Here is a 19,153-nt window from a genome sequence, read left to right as displayed (position 1 = left end):
GACACGGCCTCGGGGACCTGCACCTCGGACAGGGCCCCGGGGCCCTACATCTCCAGCAGGACCGTGAAGGGGCCGTCGTTCGTCAGGGACACCCGCATCTTCGCGCCGAACCGTCCCGTCGCCACCGTCGCCCCCAGCGCCCGCAGCTGGGCGACGACCTCGTCGACGAGCGGCTCCGCGACATCGCCCGGGGCCGCCGCGTTCCATGTGGGCCGGCGGCCCTTGCGTGCGTCCCCGTACAGCGTGAACTGGCTGATCACGAGCAGCGGCGCGTCGACGTCGCTGCACGACTTCTCGTCGTCCAGCATCCGCAGGGACCACAGCTTGCGCGCCAGTTGCGCGGCCTTCTCCTTGGTGTCCTCGTGCGTCACCCCGACCAGGACGCACAGGCCCTCGCCTTCGATCGCCCCGACCGTCTCACCGTCCACGACGACGCTCGCGCCGTCGACCCTCTGCACCACCGCACGCATGCCGACCATCATGCCGCCGCCGTCCATCATCCGCGCGTGAGGGGGTCCTCCTTACGGGGGGTTTGTGATCACGGGCGTTTGAGGCGGGCTTTGCCCGGCATTTCTTATTGATCCATTACCGACCATCTGGGGGTGGATCGCGGGGACTCGGTCACATAGCTGCCACCGGGAGTGGCACCATGCTCACACACACCGGTCGAGGGGACGGTTGAGGCGCAATGAGCACATCGAGTACCGGGCAGCCCCCGGTCACTGCCACGTTTGCCCGGACGGGGCCCGCCCCCGCACCCGGTATCCGCCGGCCGCCGGTCCAGCGCACGGACAGCGGCCCACTGCTGCCGCCGGGCCCTCCGGAGCAGGAGCTGTCCCGGCTGCGGCTGCCGGAGGTGCGCACCCTGCGCCGGAACGCCCAGCGGGACGAGGCCGACCTCAGCTATGTGCGTCGGCTGCTCCAGGGCCGGATCGACATCCTGCGGGCCGAGCTGGCCCGCCGAGGGGGCGCGGCGGAGCCGCCCGCCCCCGACGGGCGTACGTCGGCGTTGGTCGACCGGCTCTCCGAGATCCTCACCGACGCCCCGGCCCGGCACCGTTCGTCCGCCCGGCACGTGACCGTGGGGACGCCGCACGGCGAGGAGTACCGGCTGCTGGCGGCGGAGATGCTCGCCGAGGTCGAGCTCTCCGACCTCGCGGCCCGCACCGACGACGAACTCACCGCAGGGCTCGCCCGCCTCGTCCGCTACGAGCAGCAGGTGTCCGGCCGCCGCCAGCGGCTCCAGCGGACGGCGGACGAGTGCAGCACCGAGATCGCGCGGCGGTACCGCGAGGGCGAGGCCCAGGTGGACGACCTGCTCCTCTGAGGGGTCCTTTCACTATGAGCGACCCGGGCGGGCATAGTGAAAGGACCCCTGAGACACCGGGCAGGGCCTTCACGGGCCCGGCCCCCCGCCTCGGCTCCGTTGACCGCCGGAGCCGAGACACCGGGCATGGGGTGGGGAGTGGCCGGTGCGGGGGTACCGGATTGAGACCCCGCCGCTCCCGCACCGGAAGGTGACCGCCGATGTCCGCGAACCCCCCAGAACCGGAGACGACCGCCGGGTCCGATGAGTCCGGGACGATCGCCGGGTCCGGTGAGTCTGAGGTGATCGCCGGGTCCGATGAGTCCGGGACGATCGCCGGGTCCGGTGAGTCTGAGGTGATCGCCGGGTCCGGTGAGTCTGAGGTGATCGCCGGGTCCGGTGAGTCCGGGACGATCGCCGGGTCCGGTGAGTCCGAGGTGATCGCCGGGTCCGGTGAGTCCGGGACGACCGCACGGCCCTCCGGTGCCGCGATAGCCGCCGGTGCCGCGGCCTGCCTCGGGTCGGGTGAGTCTGAGGTGATCGGCGGGTCCGGTGAGTCCGAGGTGATCGCCGGGTCCGATGAGTCCGGGACGACCGCATGGCCCTCCGGTGCCGCGATAGCCGCCGGTGCCGCGGCCTGCCTCGGGTCGGGTGAGTCCGCCGTACCGCCTGTTCTCGCGGAGGTCGTGCGGTCGGGGTTCGTCGAGGGGCGGCACCGGGGGAGTCTCGTGGTGCTGGGGGCGGACGGGACCGTGGAGTGGGCGTTGGGGGAGGTGACGACGCCCGTCTTCCCGAGGTCCGCGAACAAGCCGATGCAGGCCGCCGGTGTGCTGCGGGCGGGACTCGACCTCGCGGGGGAGCGGCTGGCGCTGGCCGCGGCGAGCCACTCGGGGGAGGCGTTCCACCGGGATCTCGTACGGAAGATGCTGGCGGAGCGGGGACTCGGCGTGGATGCGTTGGGGTGCCCGGCGGATCTGCCGTTGGACCGGGTGGAGGCGGAGGCGTATCTGGCCGCCGGCGGTGTCCGTGACCGGGTCGCCATGAACTGCTCGGGCAAGCACGCGGCGATGCTCGCGGCCGCGGTGCTGAGGGGGTGGCCCGCCGCGTCGTACCTGGACCCGGACCATCCCCTCCAGCGGCTCATCCGCGCGGTGGTCGAGGAGGCGGCGGGGGAGCCGGTGGCGGCGGTGGGCGTGGACGGCTGCGGTGCCCCCTTGATGGCGATCAGCCTCACCGGGCTGGCCCGTGCGTTCCGGTCGTTCGTGCTCGCGCCGGACGGCTCCGCGGAGCGCCGGGTGGCCGACGCGATGCGGGCCCATCCCGAGTACGTCGCCGGTACGCGCCGCCACGACACGTGGCTGATGCGGGAGGTGCCGGGCGTCCTCGCCAAGATGGGCGCGGAGGCGGTCCAGGCGGTGGCCCTGCCCGACGGCCGCGCCCTCGCGTTCAAGATCGACGACGGAGGGGGACGGGCGCTGGGGCCGGTGCTCGGGCGGGCGTTGACGTTGATGGGGGTCGAGGGGCCGGTGGTCTCCCGTATCGGCCGGCTGCCGTTGCCCGGGGGTGCGCGGGAGGTGGGGGAGGTGCGGGCGGTGTTCTGAGGGGCTGCTGTGTGTGGGGCGCGGTTCGGGGTGGGGGGTCCGCGTGCGTCGGCGAGTGCGGGTCGGTGGCTGTGGGACCGTCGTGGTTCTCGCGCCGTTCCCCGCGCCCCTGACGGATCGGGTCTGCGGGCCGCCCTTCATCGAAAGGCACGGGACGCAGCCCCTGCCTTTCAGGGGCGCGGGGAACGGCGCGACAAGCCCCCACCGACCCGTACTCGCCACGCACGCGGACCCCCGCCCCGACCGCGCCCCCGCCTCGAAAAACGTCGCGACAGCTCCTCCGCCCACCCCCTAGCGTGGGTTCATGAGCCCCTCCCAGGACATAGCCGTGCGTGCCATCACCGAGGACGACAAGGCCGGTTGGATCCGAGCTCTGAACACCGGGTTCCTGCGGTCGCCGGAGACCTGGTCCGAGCAGGAGTTCATGGACCGCACCGCGCACATCGACCCCGCCCGCACGCTCGGCGCGTTCGACGGGGACCGCTGCGTCGCGACGTTCCGTTCGTTCCCGCAGCAGCTGACGGTGGTGGGCGGCGCGACCGTCCCCGCCGACGCCATCTCGAACGTCACGGTCAGCCCCACGCATCGCCGCCGGGGCCTCCTCACCCGGATGATGGCCGAGGACCTCACCGCCGCGAAGGACCGCGGAGACGTCGTCGCCACGCTGATCGCCGCCGAGTACCCGATCTACGGCCGCTACGGCTTCGGCCCCGCCACCTGGACCACCGAGTGGACGATCGACGTGCCCCGCACCGGCCTCGACCCCCGCTGGTCCGGCCCGGAGGACGGCGGCCGGATCGACCTGGTCGACGGACCGGACGTCCGCAAGCTCGGCCCGGAGCTGCACGAGCGCCTGCGCCGCGCCCAGCCGGGTGCCGTGGACCGTGACGAGCGCTGGTGGCGCCTCAACACCGGTGAGCCGGGCCTCGTCTCGTCGTGGACCGAGCCGTTCTACGGGGTCTACCGCTCGGCGGCCGGGGAGGTCGAGGGCCTCGTCTCGTACGAGTCGGACGACAACTGGCACGACAAGCAGCCGCACAACACGGCCGACGTCAACTGGCTGATCGCGACGACCCCGGCCGCCGAGCGCGCCCTGTGGCACTTCCTCTGCTCGATCGACTGGATCACCAAGGTCAAGACGGGCTGGCGGGCCCCCGACGACCTCCTCCCGCACTTCTTCCCCGACCCGCGCGCCGCGCGCGTCACCGCACAGGCGGACTGGTTGTGGGTGCGGATCCTGGACGTCGTACGGGCGTTGGAGGCGCGGTCGTACGCGGGCACCGGGGCCCTGGTGCTGGAGATCGCCGACGAGGACCGGTTCGCAGCCGGGCGCTACCGGCTGGACGCCGGCCCGGACGGCGCGAGTTGTGTGCCGACGAGCGAGGACGGCGATCTGGTGCTGGACATCGCGGACCTGGCGGCACTGTGGCTGGGCGACGAGTCGGCGGTGCGGCTCGCCGCGCTCGGCCGGGTCGGGGAACAGCGGAAGGGCGCCGCCTCTGTCGCCGACGCCCTGCTGCGGACGTCCAGGCGCCCGTGGTGCCCGGACATCTTCTGATGCCGGGTCCGCCGCTGGGACCCGGGAGTTGTCGTTCGACCTTTCCTCGATGTACGGGTGTTCTGCTTCCGTAGCTATTCAGTTGTGGTTGTGGCTGCGCATTCAGTTGTGGCTGTGCCATTCAGTTGTGACTGTGCGGACCGGTCGAACTCCCGGCTCCCCTCCGGAAGGGAGGTCGATCGGTCGGTCCGTGTGAGCGAGGTCACCAACCAGCTGAAGGTTTGACCATGTCAGGAAAGTTGGCGACCAACTCATCCTTACTTATCTCCGCTTGGAGTCGTCTCATAACCACCTTTCCATGAACTGCCGGAAGATGGCGCGAAGTTGTAATGTTTGTTCGTGGAGCGGGAACGTACGGCCGTCGATCGACGGAAGTCGTCACAGCGGCCCCGGAGGTCACACCACGAGGTGGCCGACGTGTTGCGCCGCCGGATCAGGTCCGGCGAGCTGCGACCGGGAGAGCGTATGCCCACCCAGGCCAAGCTCGCCGACGAGTTCGGGGTGGAGCGCGGTGCCGTCCGCCAGGCGTTGCGCATCCTCCAGTCGGAGCGACTGCTCACCAACGTTTCCAAGGGCAGCCCCGCGACGGTGGCTCCGGACCTGGCGAGGACGTTCACCGGCGGCCCCGGATCGCCGCCGCGTCCCACCATGGTGGAACTGGCCCCCCGCATATCCGCCGCCTTCGCCGCCCCGCACGTGGTGATCGACGCCCTCTGTCTCACGGCTGTGTCCCTCACGCTCGCCGTGGGTGAGCCGTTGCGCGAGATTCACGCGGGGCGCATAAAACCGGCCAGGGTCGACGTGCGGGTGCTGCTGCCCAGCCGGAACATCCCGCTCGCCTTCCCGGCGCCGGTCGACGCCTCGGTCGACGGCCGGCTGCAACGCCGCTGGCTCGCCCAGCGCAACGCCCAGGGCCAGGTCCTGCGGCACAACCTGCTGGCCCTGCGGTCCACGCACGGCGTCGACGTCCATGTCACCTTCCGCGCGCTGCCGTTCACCCCACCGGTGAAGCTGTACCTCCTCAACGGCAGTGAGGCGCTGTTCGCGTACTACACCGTGCAGCGGAAGGAGGCGGAGGTGGACAGCGAGCAGCTGGAGATGTACGACGCCGAGGGCACCCAGTCGATGCTGTTCGCCTTCGAGCGGGGCGCCGGCTCGGCCCCCCGGGACGCGAGCTTCGTCGAGCAGTCCCGGCTGTGGTTCGACGCACTGTGGGACACCATCAGCTCGGAGCTGGTGCTCACGAGCTGACGGCGGTCGGGCCGAGGGCAGGGCCGGCGGTCAGAGGGCGGGACCCGCGAAGACCAGCGCGAGGATGACGGCGCCGATGGAGCTGCACGTGTGGTTGCGCGCCTTCAGACCGATGGAGAGGAACAGCAGGCCGACGATTCCCATCGTGCCGTAGCGCCACTCGACCATCTGCTGGAAGGCGACGACGGCGATGGCGGAGAGGAGGGCGATGGCGGGCATGGTGGTACCTCCTTCGAGGCGCTGAGGCGGGGCGGGCAAGAGGAGGCAGAACTTCCGCCAACTTCACCAAGTTGGTTACCAACTCTGATTAGATGGTGCCCACTTGGTCGATACTCATAACCACCTTGCAGTGAACTCCACAAAGATGGATCAGAGTTGTAGCGTTTTGGTCGTGACCCAGGAGAACGTCGCAGTGAACGGCAGCAGAAGGCTCTCGTCCCAGGAGATCGCCGACACACTGCGGGAACGCATCCGCAGCGGCGAGCTCAGGCCGGGCGAGCGTCTGCCCACCCAGGCCGAACTGGCCGAGGAGTTCGGGGTCGAGCGCGGCACGGTGCGTCAGGCCCTGCGCGCCCTGCACGAGGACGGGTTGCTGAGCAATGTGAGCAAGGGCAGCCCGCCCCGGGTCGCCGAGGCCACCCGCCCCACCGGTGGCGAGCCCCAGCCGACGATGGTCGGCCTCGCCCCCCGGCTCGCCGAGGCGTTCTCGGCACCGCGCGTCCGTGTCGACGCCGCCTGCCTCACCGCCGAGACGCTGATGCTGGCGCTCGGCGAACCGGTCCGCCTCATCCATGAGGGCAGGATCCGCCCCGAGTCGATCGACGTCCGTATCCTCCTGCCGTCCCGCAAGATCAACCTGGCCTTCCCGGTGCCGGTCGAGGGCCGCGGCGAGGACGACGAGGAGGACCCCGTCCACAAGCGCTGGCTGGACCAGCGCAACGCCCAGATCCGGGTCCTGCGCCACAACCTCCTGGCGCTGCGCACCTCCCACGGCCTCGACGTCCGCGTGACCTTCCGGGCCCTACCCTTCACCCCGCCGGTGAAGCTGTACCTGCTCAACGGCACCGAGGCCCTCATCGCCTACTACATGCTCATGAAACGCGAGGAGCAACTGGAGGGCGGCCCGCTGGAGATGTACGACGCCTTCGGGACCCAGTCGCTGCTGTTCTCCTTCGAGCGGGAGACCAGCCGGCGGGACGAGGCGTTCGTGGAGCAGTCCCAGCAGTGGTTCGACGCCCTCTGGGAAACCATCACCACGGACCTGACACTCTCCTAGTGACGCCTGATACGACGCAGACTGATGCGGTGACGGTAGAGACAGAGATCCTGCGAAAGCTGATCGCTCCTGTTCGCTACGTGCTGTTCGACTTCGACGGACCGATCTGTCGGCTGTTCGCGGGCCATTCCGCGGAGCGGGTGGCGAAGGATCTGGTCGCATGGCTGGAGGGGCAGGGGCTGCACGGCCTGCTCACCGACGAGGAACGGGTCCACCCGGATCCGATGGTCGTGCTGTACGCCATCAACCGGAGGCATCCGCGCAGCGATCTGGTCGCCGAACTGGAGGAGCGGTTCACCCAGCTGGAGCTCAAGGCGGTCACCTCCGCCATGCCCACCGCGTACGCCGATCCGCTCATCCGCACCTGGTCGGCGCTCGGCAGCCGGCTCGCGGTGGCCACCAACAACTCGCCCCGCACCGTGGGCGACTACCTCGCCGACCGCGGCCTGACCGGATGCTTCAGCCCCCACATATACGGGCGGACGAGCGACCTCCATCTGCTGAAGCCGGACCCCCACTGTCTGAACCGGGCGCTGGGCGCACTGGGCGCCACCCCCTCCGCCGCCCTGATGATCGGCGATGCCCCGACCGACCTGATCGCCGCCGAACGGGCCGGAGTGCCGTTCCTCGGCTACGCCCGTGACGAGGCCAAGGGGAGACAGCTCAGGGACGCGGGTGCCCGGGTCGTCGTCAGATCACTCGAAACCGTCCTGGGGGTGCTGCGGTCTCAGGCCTGAGCCATGAGCAGGAACAGCACCGCGGCCCCGGCGAGCAGGCACTTGGTGTTGCGTGCCTTGACCCCGACGCCGAAGAGGACGAGGAACGCGATCGCCAGGGCCCCGTACCGCGACTTGAGCACCTGCTCCGTGCCGACCAGCACCGCGGCCCCCACCAGCTGTATGAACACCATGGCACCCACCCCTGCCCGTCTCCGAGAACCGATCAACAACCCATCCAATTGGACTGCTTGCGTTGGATTGGTTGTGCCCTGCCTGCTAGATCCCTTAACGGGCCGTCAACTTGGAATGCGGCAAGTCGTCCAGTTGGTCTGCTGATGTGGCCGGAGGACGTTTGCCGGCCGCCCGCCGACGGTACGGTCGCGATGTGAGCGCGGAACGTGGCGAGGGTGGCGGCAAGGCATTCGCACTGCTGGAACATCTGCGTGCCCGCATCACCGACGGACGGTACCCCCCGGGTGCCGTGCTGCCCGCGCAGCGTGAGCTCGCCGAAGCTTTCGAGATCTCGCGCGACACGGTGCAGCGGGTCCTGCGGGAGCTGAGGAGCGAGGGCTGGATCGAGACCCGTCAGGGCAGCGGGTCACGGGTGGTGGGGCCGCCGATCCACTCGACGACCCGACCACAGGCGGCGCCCCGGGTGCGCGCGGCACTGGGCCCCTTCATCTCGCGCGCCTTCGCCCAGCGTGTGGTGCGGCTGGACGTCTTCACCCTGACCTCGGAGAGCCTCGACGCGCACATCCGGTTGCAGGCGGAGCGGATCCGTACCGGCGAGATCGGCCCGGACCACATCGAGCTGCGGATGCTGCTGCCCGCCGAGACGCTCGACCTGCCGTACCCGCGGGTGCGGATGCCGGTGGACGACCCGGAAGCCGCCGAGGCGCTGAACGCGGTACTGCAGGAGCGGCTGCGCGGCATCACCCGGCGGCACACGGCCTCGCTGCGCGCGGCACTGCGGGACCTGGAGACCGAGGGCCTGGTGCCGTCCGTCAAGGTGGAGACCCTGGAGGTCCCCCTGGCGCCGCCCTTCAAGCTGTACCTGCTGCGCGACATCGAGGCGCTGCTCGGCCCGTACGAGGTGGTGCCGCGCCCCATCCTCCTGGACGACGACACGGACGTCGACGCGTGGGACGTCCTCGGCCTGGGCTCGACCCTGACCAGGCACGTCAACGACGAGGGCGACCCGAACTCGACCGGGTCGGTGTTCATCGAGAGCTGGCAGGACTGGTTCGACTCCTGGTGGCGGCGGCTTTCTCCCGAACCTCCCGAAACGGGGCATCCGGACGCGCGGGCCGAGCGCAAGTCCTGAACGAGCCATTGACCGGGTGCGGCGGGGTCCAGCCCATTACAGTGTCCCCACTCTCACTTTCGTCGCATGAACATCAGAGGCGACGCACGGCTGTTCAGGAGTGACCCTTGGATGGTCCACCCATGCCTGGTGCCCGGAGGACGGCGTACGACGACTTCGTGCGCTATGCAAGGGCCCTGGGAACGTTCGGCCGGGGCCATCACAACCTGAACTACATGGTGCGGACGCTGACCGAGGCCGACCGGCGGCTCGTGGGCGGCGACGACGGGCAGCCCGTCACCGTACGGCAGCGCATCCGGTCGGCGCTGCCCGTGGTCATCAGGACCTGGCAGGACGAGGCGGAGATCCTGCACGCGATCCACCGGATCCTGCCGCACGTACCGCGGTGTCTCGTCCAGCGCCGGGACCTGACCATCCTGAGCTATGTGCAGGGCGTACCGCTGTCCAGCATCTGCCCCAACGGCAAGCCGGTGGACGCCCATCTGATCCAGGGCCTCGCCGGGCTGCTGGCGGACATGACCCAGGTGCGCAGGAAGGACCTGCCCCCGCTGCCGCAGTCGTGGCCCCGGTCGAGCAGGGACAGCCGGGCCTTCCTGCGGGCGCTGGCCCACGCGGCGGAGGAGCAGATCAGACAGCGCAACTGGGGCAGGTTCGGCGGGCTCTTCGCGACCCTGGGCATCCCCGACGACGCCATGGTGCGGTTCGCGGAGCGGGTGCCGGCGATGATCAGCCGCCCCTTCAGCCTGCTGCACACCGATCTGCACCGCGACAACGTGATCGTGTCGTACGACGGTGATCCCCCGCTGATCTGCGTCGACTGGGAGCTGGCGACCTACGGCGATCCGCTGCACGACCTCGCCACCCATCTGGTGCGCACGCAGTACCCGGGCGAGCAGTGGGAGGAGGTGATGGACGCGTGGGGCGAGGCCATGGGCCGCCGGCGGAGCAAGGCCGTCAACGGCCTCGACCGGGACCTGAGGCACTACATCGCCTTCGAGCGGGCCCAGTCCGTCTACCCGGACGTCATGCGCGCGGCGACCTCGCTCGGCGACTCCTTCGACCAGCGTGACCTGGACGAGGCGACCCGCGCGGTGCACCGTGCGCTGGTGGCGGCGGAAGAACCCCTGCGGCTCAAGCGCGTCCCCGACGAGACCGCCATCGAGCGCGTCCTCTTCCGGTGGAACGTGTCCCACGGCAAACGGCACAGCCGTGAGCGGACGGTCTCCGCCATCTCCTGGGAGCGCGACCCGAGGGTGCCCGAGCATCCGGAGTTCCCGGCGTCCGCGGTGCAGGAAGCGCTGTTCGAGGAGGGCGCGGCCTCCGCGGACCGGGTGTTCAAGGGGACGGCACACCTCAGTACGGCCGTCCGGGTGTCCGGCTTCCCGCGTCCGGTGATGGTGCGGCGCAAGGTGGGCACGTCCAGCCCGCGCGAGCGGCGCTTCCTCAACGAGCACGCGGTCCTGAGGGCCATCGAGCGGTCCTGCCGGGGGGTGCGCGCCCCGCGGGTGCTGGCGCTGGGCACGAGCGAACTCGGGGACCAGTTCACCATTCACTCCTACGAGGGGCCCACGGGAGCGATCCGGCATCCGGACCACCCGGTGGACGGTCTGCTGCCGCACGAGGCGGACGACCTCGTGGACCAGCTCGTCGAGTTGACCCATGTGGAGTTCTGGGAGCTGGACCCGGGCGCGTCCTTCGACGACTTCTACCCACGGCTGTGCGACGAGTTGATCCGGCTGGTCGCCGAACTCCCCAAGCAGACCATCGATCTCGCCCGCGAACTGGGACTGCCCGGCAGCGGTCGCCTGGGCGAACTCCTCCGGCGCCATCTGCTGACGCCGCGCCGTCCCGCCCTCCTGCACGGCGACCTTAACCCGTGGAACCTCGTACGGCGCGAGGACGGTGCGGGGCTGACCCTCATCGACTGGGAGATGGCGATGGTGGGCGACCCGCTCTACGACCTGGTCCGCCATATGCACCTGACCCCGACCCTCGCGGACATCCGCGAGCGGCTGTTCAGCCGCTGGTGCCGGCTGCTGCCGGAGGAGTGCACCAAGGGGTGGAAGGACGACTGGCGGGTCTACCGCTGGATCGAGACGGTTCGCTCGGCCTACGTCGACCTCGACCGTCTCGTGACCGGCGACAGCCTGGAGGCGCCGAATGTCCGCCGGGCGGTGGACGCGTACGCCATGACCCTGACGGCCGCGACGGCGGGACTGGGACTGCACGCCAAGTCGATCGCCAACCCCTACCTTGCCGTGGTCCTCCATGACGGGGACCAGGCCGGCGCAGCGGACGGCGGCGCTCGCGGAAGCGCGTGAGGCCGGGCGCCGTGCCTTCCCCGCCCGGCGTCCGCGTCCCGCCCGGCGCCGGGGCGCCGAATGTCCGCCGGGTGGTGGACGCGTACGTCATGACCCTGACGGCCGCGACGGCGGGACTGGGACTGCACGCCAAGTCGATCGCCAACCGCTACCTTGCCGTGGTCCTCCATGAGGGGGACCAGGCCGGCGCAGCGGACGGCGGCGCTCGCGGAAGCGCGTGAGGCCGGGCGCCGTGCCTTCCCCGCCCGGCGTGCGCGTCCCGCCCGGCGGCGGGTCCGGGTGTCGGCGTGGTCTGCGTAGGCTCGCCCCATGAGTGAGACCGGCCTGCGGGAGCGCAAGAAGCGGCGGATGTACGAGACGGTGTCCGAGATCGCGATCGAGCTCTTCCTGGAGAAGGGCTTCGACGCGGTCTCCGTGGCCGAGATCGCCGCGGCCGCCGAGATCTCCAAGCCGACCCTCTTCCGGTACTTCCCGGCGAAGGAGGATCTCGTCCTGCACCGGATCGCCGACCACGAGACCGAGTCGGCGCGGGTCGTGGCCGGCCGGGCCGAGGGCGAGTCGGTGGTGGGGGCGCTGCGGGCCCACTTCCTGGCCGGGCTGGCACGCCGCGACCCGGTCACCGGACTCAACGACCACGCGCGTGTGCTGGCCTTCCACCGGCTCCTCTACGGCACGCCGTCGCTGGTCGCGGGCATGTACGGCCATCTGGAGCGGTCCGAGGAGGCGCTCGCCGAGGTGCTGGGCGGCGGGCTCGACGCCCGGGTCGCTGCCGGGCAGCTCGTCGCCGTACGGCGGGTGCTCGCGATGGAGAACTGGCGGCGGGTCGAGGGCGGGGAGCGGGTCGAGGAGATCGAACCCGAGGCGGTCGCGGCGGCTGAGCGGGTGTTCGGGCGTCTGGAGCGGACGCTGGTGGTGTGAGGGAGGAGAGTGGAGCGAAACTGAGTCACGGTTAAAAATTTAACTCGGTTACGTTATTTCGGTTACGCTCGGCGGAATGACGTCCACTCGTGCGCCCGAGAACCCGGCCCACCCCTCCTCCGCCCTGCGCCATGCCCTCGCCCGTGAGCGCGCCCGTCACGACGCCTGCCGCGCCGCCCTCGCCGCCATGGTGGAGGGGGCGGGGGAGCAGGTGGTGATCGGCGAGGACGTCTCCGCCTCGGGGGCCGACGCCGAGGTGCTGGGACGCCGGCTCCGCAGTCAGGCCAAGGAACTCCGCGAGCTGCCGGAGGGGCCGCTGTTCTTCGGCCGGCTCGACTTCGGGGACGACGTGCACGGCGGCGAGCACGCCGGGCAGAGCTATCACATCGGGCGGTTGCGGATCACCGAGCATCCGGGGTCGCCGCCGCTGGTCGTGGACTGGCGTGCGCCGGTGGCCCGCGCCTTCTACCAGGCGAGCGTCAGGGACCCGCGGGGCGTGGCCGTCCGGCGGCGCTTCGGCTGGGCGCCCGGCAGCCGGGGCGACTCCGCCGACCTGACCGGGTTCGAGGACGAACACCTGGGCGGCGGCACCCCGGGGCGCGGAGCGCGGTCCGGCCGCGACCTGCCCGGCGCACCGGACGGCGAGGACCTCACCCCCAGCCGCTTCCTCGCCGCCGAGATCGAGCGGCCGAGGACCGGGCCCATGCGGGACATCGCCGCCACCATCCAGCCCGAGCAGGACGACCTGGTGCGCGCCGATCTCGCGGCCTCGGTCTGTGTGCAGGGCGCCCCCGGCACCGGCAAGACGGCGGTCGGCCTGCACCGGGCCGCTTACCTCCTCTACACCCACCCCCAGCGCATCCGCCGCGGCGGCATGCTGATCCTCGGCCCCAACCGGACCTTCCTCGCGTACATCGCGGAGGTCCTCCCGGCGCTCGGCGAGGTGGGCGTGCGCCAGTCGACCGTCACCGACGAGATCGCCCGGCAGCCGGTCACCGCCGAGGACGACGAGCGCGCCGCCGCCCTCAAGCACGACGTCCGGATGGCGGAGGTGCTCCGCCGGGCCCTCTACGCCCGCATCGACACCGGGCAGCCCGACGCACTGGTCGTGCCGGACGGTACGTACCGCTGGCGGGTGTCCGGCGACCGGCTCGGGCGGATCGTGGCCGACGTACGGGCGGAGGAGCCGCGGCCGCCGTACGACACCGGGCGGGAGCGGGTCCGGGCCCGGGTCGTGGGGCTGCTGCGGGAGCAGGCGGAACGACGGGCCGGGCCGCAGTCGAACGCCTGGGCGTGGCGGATCTCCCGGTCGCGGCCGGTGGGAGTGTTTCTCGACTCCGTATGGCCGCGGGTCCGGCCGGAGGAGGTCGTGGCGCGGCTGCTGGGCGATCCCGACGCGCTCGCCGTCGCGGCGGAGGGGGTGCTCGACGCGGAGGAGCAGAAGGCCGTGCTGTGGTCGAAGCCGCCGCGTTCGTGGCGGTCGGCACGCTGGTCGGCCGCCGACCTCGTCCTCCTCGACGAGGCCGCCGGGCTCCTTGAGCACCCCGAGGGGTACGGGCATGTCGTCGTCGACGAGGCGCAGGACCTCTCGCCGATGGAGTGCCGTGCGATCGGACGCCGGGCCGTGTTCGGTTCGGTGACGGTCCTGGGCGATCTGGCCCAGGGAACCACCCCGTGGGCGGCCCGCGACTGGCCTCGCCTCCTCACCCACCTCGGCAAACCCGACGCGACCGTCGTCCCCCTGACCACCGGCTTCCGCGTGCCGCGGGCCGTGGTGGACGTGGCCAACCGGTTGGTGGAGAGGCTGGGCGTGGACGTGCCGGCGGCTCGGTCCCTGCGCGGGGACGGGGAGTTGCGGGTGCGGAGGGTGGGGGAGCGGGACGGGGCCGCGGAGGGGGCAGGGGGCGAGGAAGCCGGTGGCGTGGACGCCGGTGCCGTGGACGCCCGTCTGGCGGACGGGGTCGTCACGGAGACGGTCGCCGCCGTGCGTGACGCGCTTGCCCGTGAGGGGTCCATCGGGGTGATCTCGGCCGACGCCGACGTCGTACGGCTGCGGGAGGCACTCGGCGGGGCCGGTGTCGTGACCGGCGACGCGGACGAACTGCGTGCGCGGGTCGTGGTGTTGGGGGCGCGAGCGGCGAAGGGCCTGGAATACGACCATGTCGTGGTCGTCGAGCCGGCCGCGATCGTGGCGGCCGAGCCGCGGGGCCTGCACCGGCTGTATGTCGTGCTCACCCGGGCGGTGTCCCGCCTGGACGTGGTGCACGCACGGGCGCTGCCCTGGTGACAGGTGCCACGGTGTGCCGGCGGGCCCTGGTGCCACGGGTGTTACGGGATGGCGGCGTAGTCATGACCGGACGCGGACCTCGATGCCGGGTCGCGTGACTACGGTCGGGTGTGCCGGTGAGCGGCGGAACGCACGAGCCCGATCTCCCTCCCCCCAGGGGGCTCGTCCGCCGCTCACCGGCTTGTCCGTGTCCGGGTGGCGGCCCGCCCGCCGCCCGCCGGGTCAGCCCGTGGCCGAGGCCGAGTCCAGAGCCGGGATCAACTGCTCCTCCTCGTAGTCGAGATGGGCTTCGAGCTCGGTTATGAGCCGCTCGACTTCGGCGAGTACGGCCCCGGTGCCGGCGTCCTCCGCGGGCGTGAGGGCCCGGCGCAGATCCTCGACGAGGGCGGCGATCCGTTCGTGCTCCTCGTGGAGGCGGGCGAGGGCCGGGGCGAGCTCCGGGTGCCGGTCGGCCATGACCGGGAACAGCATGGTGTCCTCGCCGGTGTGGTGGTTGTGCAGGCCCTGGCAGAACGTGAGGCAGTTGACGCGCAGCTGCGCGCCCAGGGTGGCCTTGCCGCTGCTCGCGATCAACTCCTGCCTGATCAGGGCGAGTTCGCGACGGAAGGCGTCGTGCACGACCTTGATGGCCTCGCCCATGGAGCCGGCGTTGATGTTCGGCGGGCCGGCCACGGGGACCTCGCGGAGGGCGACGACCGGGATCGTACGGTCCGTCTTGGCCTGGTACTCGGCCCATCCCGGCTCGGACTCGACCGCTCGCGCGAACGCCCGGTCCCGTTTCTCGCCGTCCAGGACGACGGCGTCCGCCTCGTACGTGAACGCCCCGCTCTCGATGGTCACCCGGGGGTTGGCGAGGATGTTCCGGTACCAGTCGGGGTGCCTGGGCGATCCCCCGGCCGACGCGATGACCAGGATCGTGCCGTCGCCGTCGGGGAGGTAGCCGAGGGGAGTGGTGTGCGGATTGCCCGTACGGGCGCCGACGGTGGTCAGGAGGATCAGGCGGGCGCCCTCGAACATGCCGCCCACCTTGCCGTGGTTGGCGCGGAACTCTTCGATGACCGGCTGGTTGAAGGGGTTGGGCATTCTCTGCTTTCTGTCGATGGCGATGCCGGCGGCCCACGACAAGGGCGCGCCGCCGCTGTTCGACGCGGCGTCGCGGGTATCGCTGGTGTCGTGGTGCGCGGGCAGGGGTGATGGGCAGGGGTGATCGCCGCTGTGCCTCACGGCGGGAAAGGGAAACAGCGTGGCGTGGCGCACGCGATGGCATGCGGCGGCACGCGGTGTGGCGCACGCGATGTCACGCGGCGGCATGCGGTGTGGCGCACGCGATGTCACGCGGTGCGGTGCGCGTGGTCTCTTGTGGTGTGCTGCGGCGCGGTACTCCACACGCGCTTCAACAGGCGGACCCCTGGCCCGCCCCGACCTCACTCGGAGGCCGGGCAACCCATCCGCTCACGGCCCAAGGCCGACCCGGCAGTCATGAGGGCAACGGTAGTGGGGACGGCCGACCGGGGGCAACGGGTTATCCGGGGACGACCGCCCTGGACCCGCGCCGGTGGCGGACCTGGCGCGGGACCCCGGTGACGGCCTCCCGGCCTCCCGGCCCCGGCCTCCCGGCCCCGGCCTCCCGGCCCCGGCCTCCCGGCCCCGGCCTCCCGGCCCCCCGGCCCATCGGCTCCGTCGGCGGTCCCGCTCACTTGCTCTCGCGGGGTTGCGGCCCCGCATCAGCCGGCTCCGTCGCACCGCCCTCGACGCCATCCGCCACGGCCGCGGCACCCTGTTCCCCGTGCGCCTCCCGCTCCGCCGTGCTCCCGGCCGGTGCCACGCCCCCGACCGTCCCATGCCGGCTCCCCCAGGCCCACATCACGGTCGCCACGACGGCCAGGACGATGGTCGCGAGGCCGGAGGCGGCCAGCACGGGGCGGGGTCCCAGCGCGGCGGTGAGGGGGCCGCCGAGGGCCGTGCCCACGGGGGCGGCGGTGAGGAGGGCGGCGCCGCGGGCGGCGAGGACCGTGGTCAGCCAGGCCGGAGGCGTACGGTCCTGGAAGAGCGTGAAGGACAGGGCCGTGAAGGGGCCGTAGATCACGCCGCCCAGCGCGAAGCAGACAAGGGTGACGGAGGCCGGTGCGCCCAGCCCGAACGGCACCAGCACGCACCCCCACCCGGCGACGATCGCGAGGGTCACCGGCCACAGCGGGAGCCTGCTCAGGGCGCCGACGGCAAGACCGCCGACGACGGCACCCACCCCGAAGAACGTCCAGTACAGCCCGAGCAGACTGGACTCCGCGTGCAGGTCGACGGTGACGTGCAGCGGGAGCGCGACCTCCACCGGGCCGTAGAGGAAGTTGAAGAACCAGGTCAGGGCGAGGACCCCGAGCAGTTCGGGCTGCCTGCGCAACAGGTGCAGCCCCGCCGCCGACTGGCCGGTGTCGACCGGCGCGGACGTCTGAGCCGTCGTCGCGGCGCCGCCCAGCCGGCCGACCTGGAAGGCGAGCACGGCGAAGGACGCGGCGTCGATCCCGATGATCCAGGCGGGACTCAGCACGGTCGCCAGGAACCCGGCGATCGCGGGACCGATGATGATCGAGGCCGAGCCGCTCGAACCGACCAGGGCGTTCGCCGCCAGCCGCTGCTCCGGCGGCAGGATCCGGGCGAGCAGGGAGTACTTGCCGGCACTGCCCCAGGCGTGCAGCACCGACGATCCTGCGAGCAGGACGACGTACAGGACCGGGTGCAGTACTCCCAGCAGCCAGGCGAGCGGCACACAGCCGAGGAGCGTCGCGCGGATCCAGCTGTCCGCCGCCAGCAGCCGCTGAGCGGGCAGCCGCCGCAGCCACCGGCCGAAGACCAGCGCCCCCACTGCCCCGGGCAGCGCGTACGCGGCGATCGCGGCGCCGACCAGCAGGCCGGACCGGTCGGGCGGCGCGATCTCCACGGCGAGCCACGCCACGGCCACCACGCTCATCCCGTCCCCGAGATCCGAGGCCGCCAGCGCCGGCAACAGCCGCCGGAACTCGGTGTGGCCGAACAGGGGCCGGTACGCGGGCGGCAGCAGGCGGGTCGTCCAAGGCGTAGTCACCCGCAAAGAGTCGCGGATCAAGCACACTTGAGGTCAAGACCCGACGCGTCAACTCCCGTACGCGGATGGGTGGACGACGCTCAACCGGCCTCCGCCGCGGTGACGTCGGCGGGTGCGGCACCGCTCGCGTCGGCGGTGGAGAGGGTGGCGGTGGCGTCCGGGTCGAAGCCGGCCTCGTTCAGGATGTCGGCGGCGACCCCCCGCCCGACGCCGGCGAGGCCGACCAGCAGGTCGTCGCAGTCGATGCGCTCGCAACCCCGCTCCCCGGACCGCGCCTCGGCGATGGCGATCGCCTTGCGGGAATAGGGCGTCCAGGCGATCCGCTCGGCCGCCTGAGAGGCGCCCATGCTCAGCCTGTTCCCGACCGACCGGTGGACCGCCTCCGGCGCGACCCCGGCGGCCCGCAAGAGCCGGGTGGCGGCGTTGTCCTCCGCGGTCAGTCCCCACAACAGGTGCTCGGTGCCGATGTAGTTGTTGCGGTGGTGCACCGCCGCCCGCTTGACGTGGACCATGGCCTGACGCAGCTCGTCGGTCATCGTCTCGGGCCCGTAGCGCTTGTGCGGGGCGTGGAAGCGCTGCTGCACCGCCTGCCGGGTCACCCCCAGGGCCCCGCCGATGTCCGTCCACGACGAGCCGTGCATACGACAGTGCTCGACATAGTCCTCGACGAGGTCGTCAGCCAACGCCTGCAACTGGCCGGCCAGTTGGGCGGCGACCGTCAGCAGCGCCAGCCAGTCGGGCTGTTCCTGTCCACCGGGGCGGTGCGCGGTGTCGCACCTCCGGTCGACTTCCGCGATGAGATCGTCCAGATCTGGGAGTGGCATGAGGCAAGTACGCCTTGACAGTTCGGAATTGTCAAGGCGTACTTGCCTCTTCAGGCTGGTGTGAAGGTGGGTTACGTCATGACACAGGCCCTCGCGTGGTCGGTCGGGCTCAGCTCTTGAAGGACTCCGCGATCCGCAGGGCGGCCTCCGCTGGTGTGAGGTGTGTGGTGTCGATGACCTCGGCCTCCTCGTGGAGCCAGGTGCGGGCCGCCTCGGCGTAGGGGGCGAGGTGCTCGAAGCGGAAGGAGGAGGGACCCATGAGCGTGTCGCCCTCGATGCGGGCGCGGAGGGTGTCCTGGTCGGCGTGGAGGACGAAGTGCCGTACGGGGATGGCGTGGTGGGCGAGACCGGTACTGATCTCACGCCAGTACTGCTCGACCAGGACGGTCATGGGGACCACCAGAGTGCCGCCGGTGTAGTCGAGCACCCGGCGGGCGGTCTCGACCACGAGCTGCCGCCACGGCGGCCAGTGCTGGAAGTTCTCCGCCCCCCGCCCCGGCAATCCGGGCCGGATGTCCATCAGGGTCTCGCCGACCTTCTCGGCGTCGAACACCCGAGAGCCCGGGATCAGTTGCTGTACGAGTGGACTGGTCGTCGTCTTGCCCGCGCCATGCGTGCCATTGATCCATACGATCACGCACTTCACGCTAAGGGCTGTCCCCCGGGAGGGGCGCGGCGGAGATTCCGAA

At 71.6% G+C, this 19,153-nt stretch carries 18 protein-coding genes; 11 read left to right on the top strand and 7 right to left on the bottom strand.

Features of this window, described 5'->3' with window-relative positions; all coding sequences use genetic code 11:
* Window positions 1–44: 44 nt before the first annotated feature.
* Window positions 45–470 carry a D-aminoacyl-tRNA deacylase gene (dtd, locus tag ACZ43N_RS35205; protein ID WP_468103111.1) on the bottom strand — a complete coding sequence of 142 codons (426 nt, stop codon included), beginning with the start codon at window positions 468–470 and terminating at the stop codon, window positions 45–47.
* A gap of 218 nt (window positions 471–688) precedes the next feature.
* Here dtd and ACZ43N_RS35200 point away from each other — a divergent pair, with 218 nt between their 5' ends.
* The 4 genes from ACZ43N_RS35200 (at window position 689) to ACZ43N_RS35185 (ending at window position 5,716) form a co-directional block, all read left to right on the top strand.
* A complete protein-coding gene (locus tag ACZ43N_RS35200; protein ID WP_468103110.1) occupies window positions 689–1,327 on the top strand; it encodes an RsiG family protein in 639 nt (212 codons plus the stop codon).
* Window positions 1,328–1,923: 596 nt separating this feature from the next.
* Window positions 1,924–2,907, top strand: coding sequence for an asparaginase (locus tag ACZ43N_RS35195; protein ID WP_468103171.1), 984 nt, complete (start codon window positions 1,924–1,926; stop codon window positions 2,905–2,907).
* 304 nt (window positions 2,908–3,211) lie between these two features.
* On the top strand, window positions 3,212–4,465 hold the full coding sequence (locus ACZ43N_RS35190) for a GNAT family N-acetyltransferase (RefSeq protein ID WP_468103109.1): 1,254 nt from the start codon (window positions 3,212–3,214) through the stop codon (window positions 4,463–4,465).
* Window positions 4,466–4,873: 408 nt separating this feature from the next.
* The gene (locus tag ACZ43N_RS35185) at window positions 4,874–5,716 is read left to right on the top strand and encodes a winged helix-turn-helix domain-containing protein (RefSeq protein ID WP_468103108.1); all 843 of its coding nucleotides are present in this window, start codon (window positions 4,874–4,876) and stop codon (window positions 5,714–5,716) included.
* A gap of 30 nt (window positions 5,717–5,746) precedes the next feature.
* On the opposite strand, the gene ACZ43N_RS35180 is transcribed toward ACZ43N_RS35185, so the two are convergent.
* On the bottom strand, window positions 5,747–5,935 hold the full coding sequence (locus tag ACZ43N_RS35180; protein ID WP_468103107.1) for a hypothetical protein: 189 nt from the start codon (window positions 5,933–5,935) through the stop codon (window positions 5,747–5,749).
* Window positions 5,936–6,080: 145 nt separating this feature from the next.
* Here ACZ43N_RS35180 and ACZ43N_RS35175 point away from each other — a divergent pair, with 145 nt between their 5' ends.
* Together ACZ43N_RS35175 and ACZ43N_RS35170 are read left to right on the top strand one after the other, a co-directional pair.
* Window positions 6,081–6,992 carry a GntR family transcriptional regulator gene (locus ACZ43N_RS35175; RefSeq protein ID WP_468103106.1) on the top strand — a complete coding sequence of 304 codons (912 nt, stop codon included), beginning with the start codon at window positions 6,081–6,083 and terminating at the stop codon, window positions 6,990–6,992.
* A gap of 29 nt (window positions 6,993–7,021) precedes the next feature.
* Window positions 7,022–7,729, top strand: coding sequence for an HAD family hydrolase (locus ACZ43N_RS35170; protein ID WP_468103105.1), 708 nt, complete (start codon window positions 7,022–7,024; stop codon window positions 7,727–7,729).
* On the opposite strand, the gene ACZ43N_RS35165 is transcribed toward ACZ43N_RS35170, so the two are convergent.
* On the bottom strand, window positions 7,720–7,902 hold the full coding sequence (locus ACZ43N_RS35165; RefSeq protein ID WP_468103104.1) for a hypothetical protein: 183 nt from the start codon (window positions 7,900–7,902) through the stop codon (window positions 7,720–7,722). The two genes, ACZ43N_RS35170 and ACZ43N_RS35165, sit on opposite strands and share 10 nt — an antisense overlap.
* Window positions 7,903–8,096: 194 nt before the next feature.
* On the opposite strand from ACZ43N_RS35165, the gene ACZ43N_RS35160 reads away from it, so the two are divergent.
* From ACZ43N_RS35160 to ACZ43N_RS35140, 5 genes are all read left to right on the top strand, one after another.
* On the top strand, window positions 8,097–9,035 hold the full coding sequence (locus tag ACZ43N_RS35160; RefSeq protein WP_468103103.1) for a GntR family transcriptional regulator: 939 nt from the start codon (window positions 8,097–8,099) through the stop codon (window positions 9,033–9,035).
* A 122-nt stretch (window positions 9,036–9,157) separates the two neighbouring features.
* A complete protein-coding gene (locus ACZ43N_RS35155) occupies window positions 9,158–11,356 on the top strand; it encodes a phosphotransferase (protein ID WP_468103102.1) in 2,199 nt (732 codons plus the stop codon).
* Window positions 11,357–11,367: 11 nt separating this feature from the next.
* On the top strand, window positions 11,368–11,577 hold the full coding sequence (locus tag ACZ43N_RS35150; RefSeq protein ID WP_468103101.1) for a hypothetical protein: 210 nt from the start codon (window positions 11,368–11,370) through the stop codon (window positions 11,575–11,577).
* A gap of 88 nt (window positions 11,578–11,665) precedes the next feature.
* Window positions 11,666–12,274, top strand: coding sequence for a TetR family transcriptional regulator (locus ACZ43N_RS35145; protein WP_468103100.1), 609 nt, complete (start codon window positions 11,666–11,668; stop codon window positions 12,272–12,274).
* Between the two features lie 76 nt (window positions 12,275–12,350).
* On the top strand, window positions 12,351–14,561 hold the full coding sequence (locus tag ACZ43N_RS35140) for a HelD family protein (protein WP_468103099.1): 2,211 nt from the start codon (window positions 12,351–12,353) through the stop codon (window positions 14,559–14,561).
* A 222-nt stretch (window positions 14,562–14,783) separates the two neighbouring features.
* On the opposite strand, the gene ACZ43N_RS35135 is transcribed toward ACZ43N_RS35140, so the two are convergent.
* From ACZ43N_RS35135 to ACZ43N_RS35120, 4 genes are all read right to left on the bottom strand, one after another.
* Window positions 14,784–15,644 (bottom strand): nitroreductase/quinone reductase family protein, encoded by an 861-nt coding sequence (locus tag ACZ43N_RS35135; protein WP_468103098.1) that lies wholly within the window; start codon window positions 15,642–15,644, stop codon window positions 14,784–14,786.
* Window positions 15,645–16,254: 610 nt separating this feature from the next.
* Entirely contained in the window at window positions 16,255–17,640 is a 1,386-nt protein-coding gene (locus ACZ43N_RS35130; protein ID WP_468103097.1) for an MFS transporter, read from the bottom strand.
* Between the two features lie 80 nt (window positions 17,641–17,720).
* On the bottom strand, window positions 17,721–18,464 hold the full coding sequence (locus ACZ43N_RS35125; RefSeq protein WP_468103096.1) for a Clp protease N-terminal domain-containing protein: 744 nt from the start codon (window positions 18,462–18,464) through the stop codon (window positions 17,721–17,723).
* A gap of 109 nt (window positions 18,465–18,573) precedes the next feature.
* On the bottom strand, window positions 18,574–19,101 hold the full coding sequence (locus ACZ43N_RS35120; RefSeq protein WP_468103095.1) for an AAA family ATPase: 528 nt from the start codon (window positions 19,099–19,101) through the stop codon (window positions 18,574–18,576).
* Window positions 19,102–19,153: the final 52 nt, after the last annotated feature.

Source organism: Streptomyces sp. NPDC030814 (genome assembly GCF_055572155.1).
This window is presented reverse-complemented; position numbering and strand designations above follow the sequence as displayed.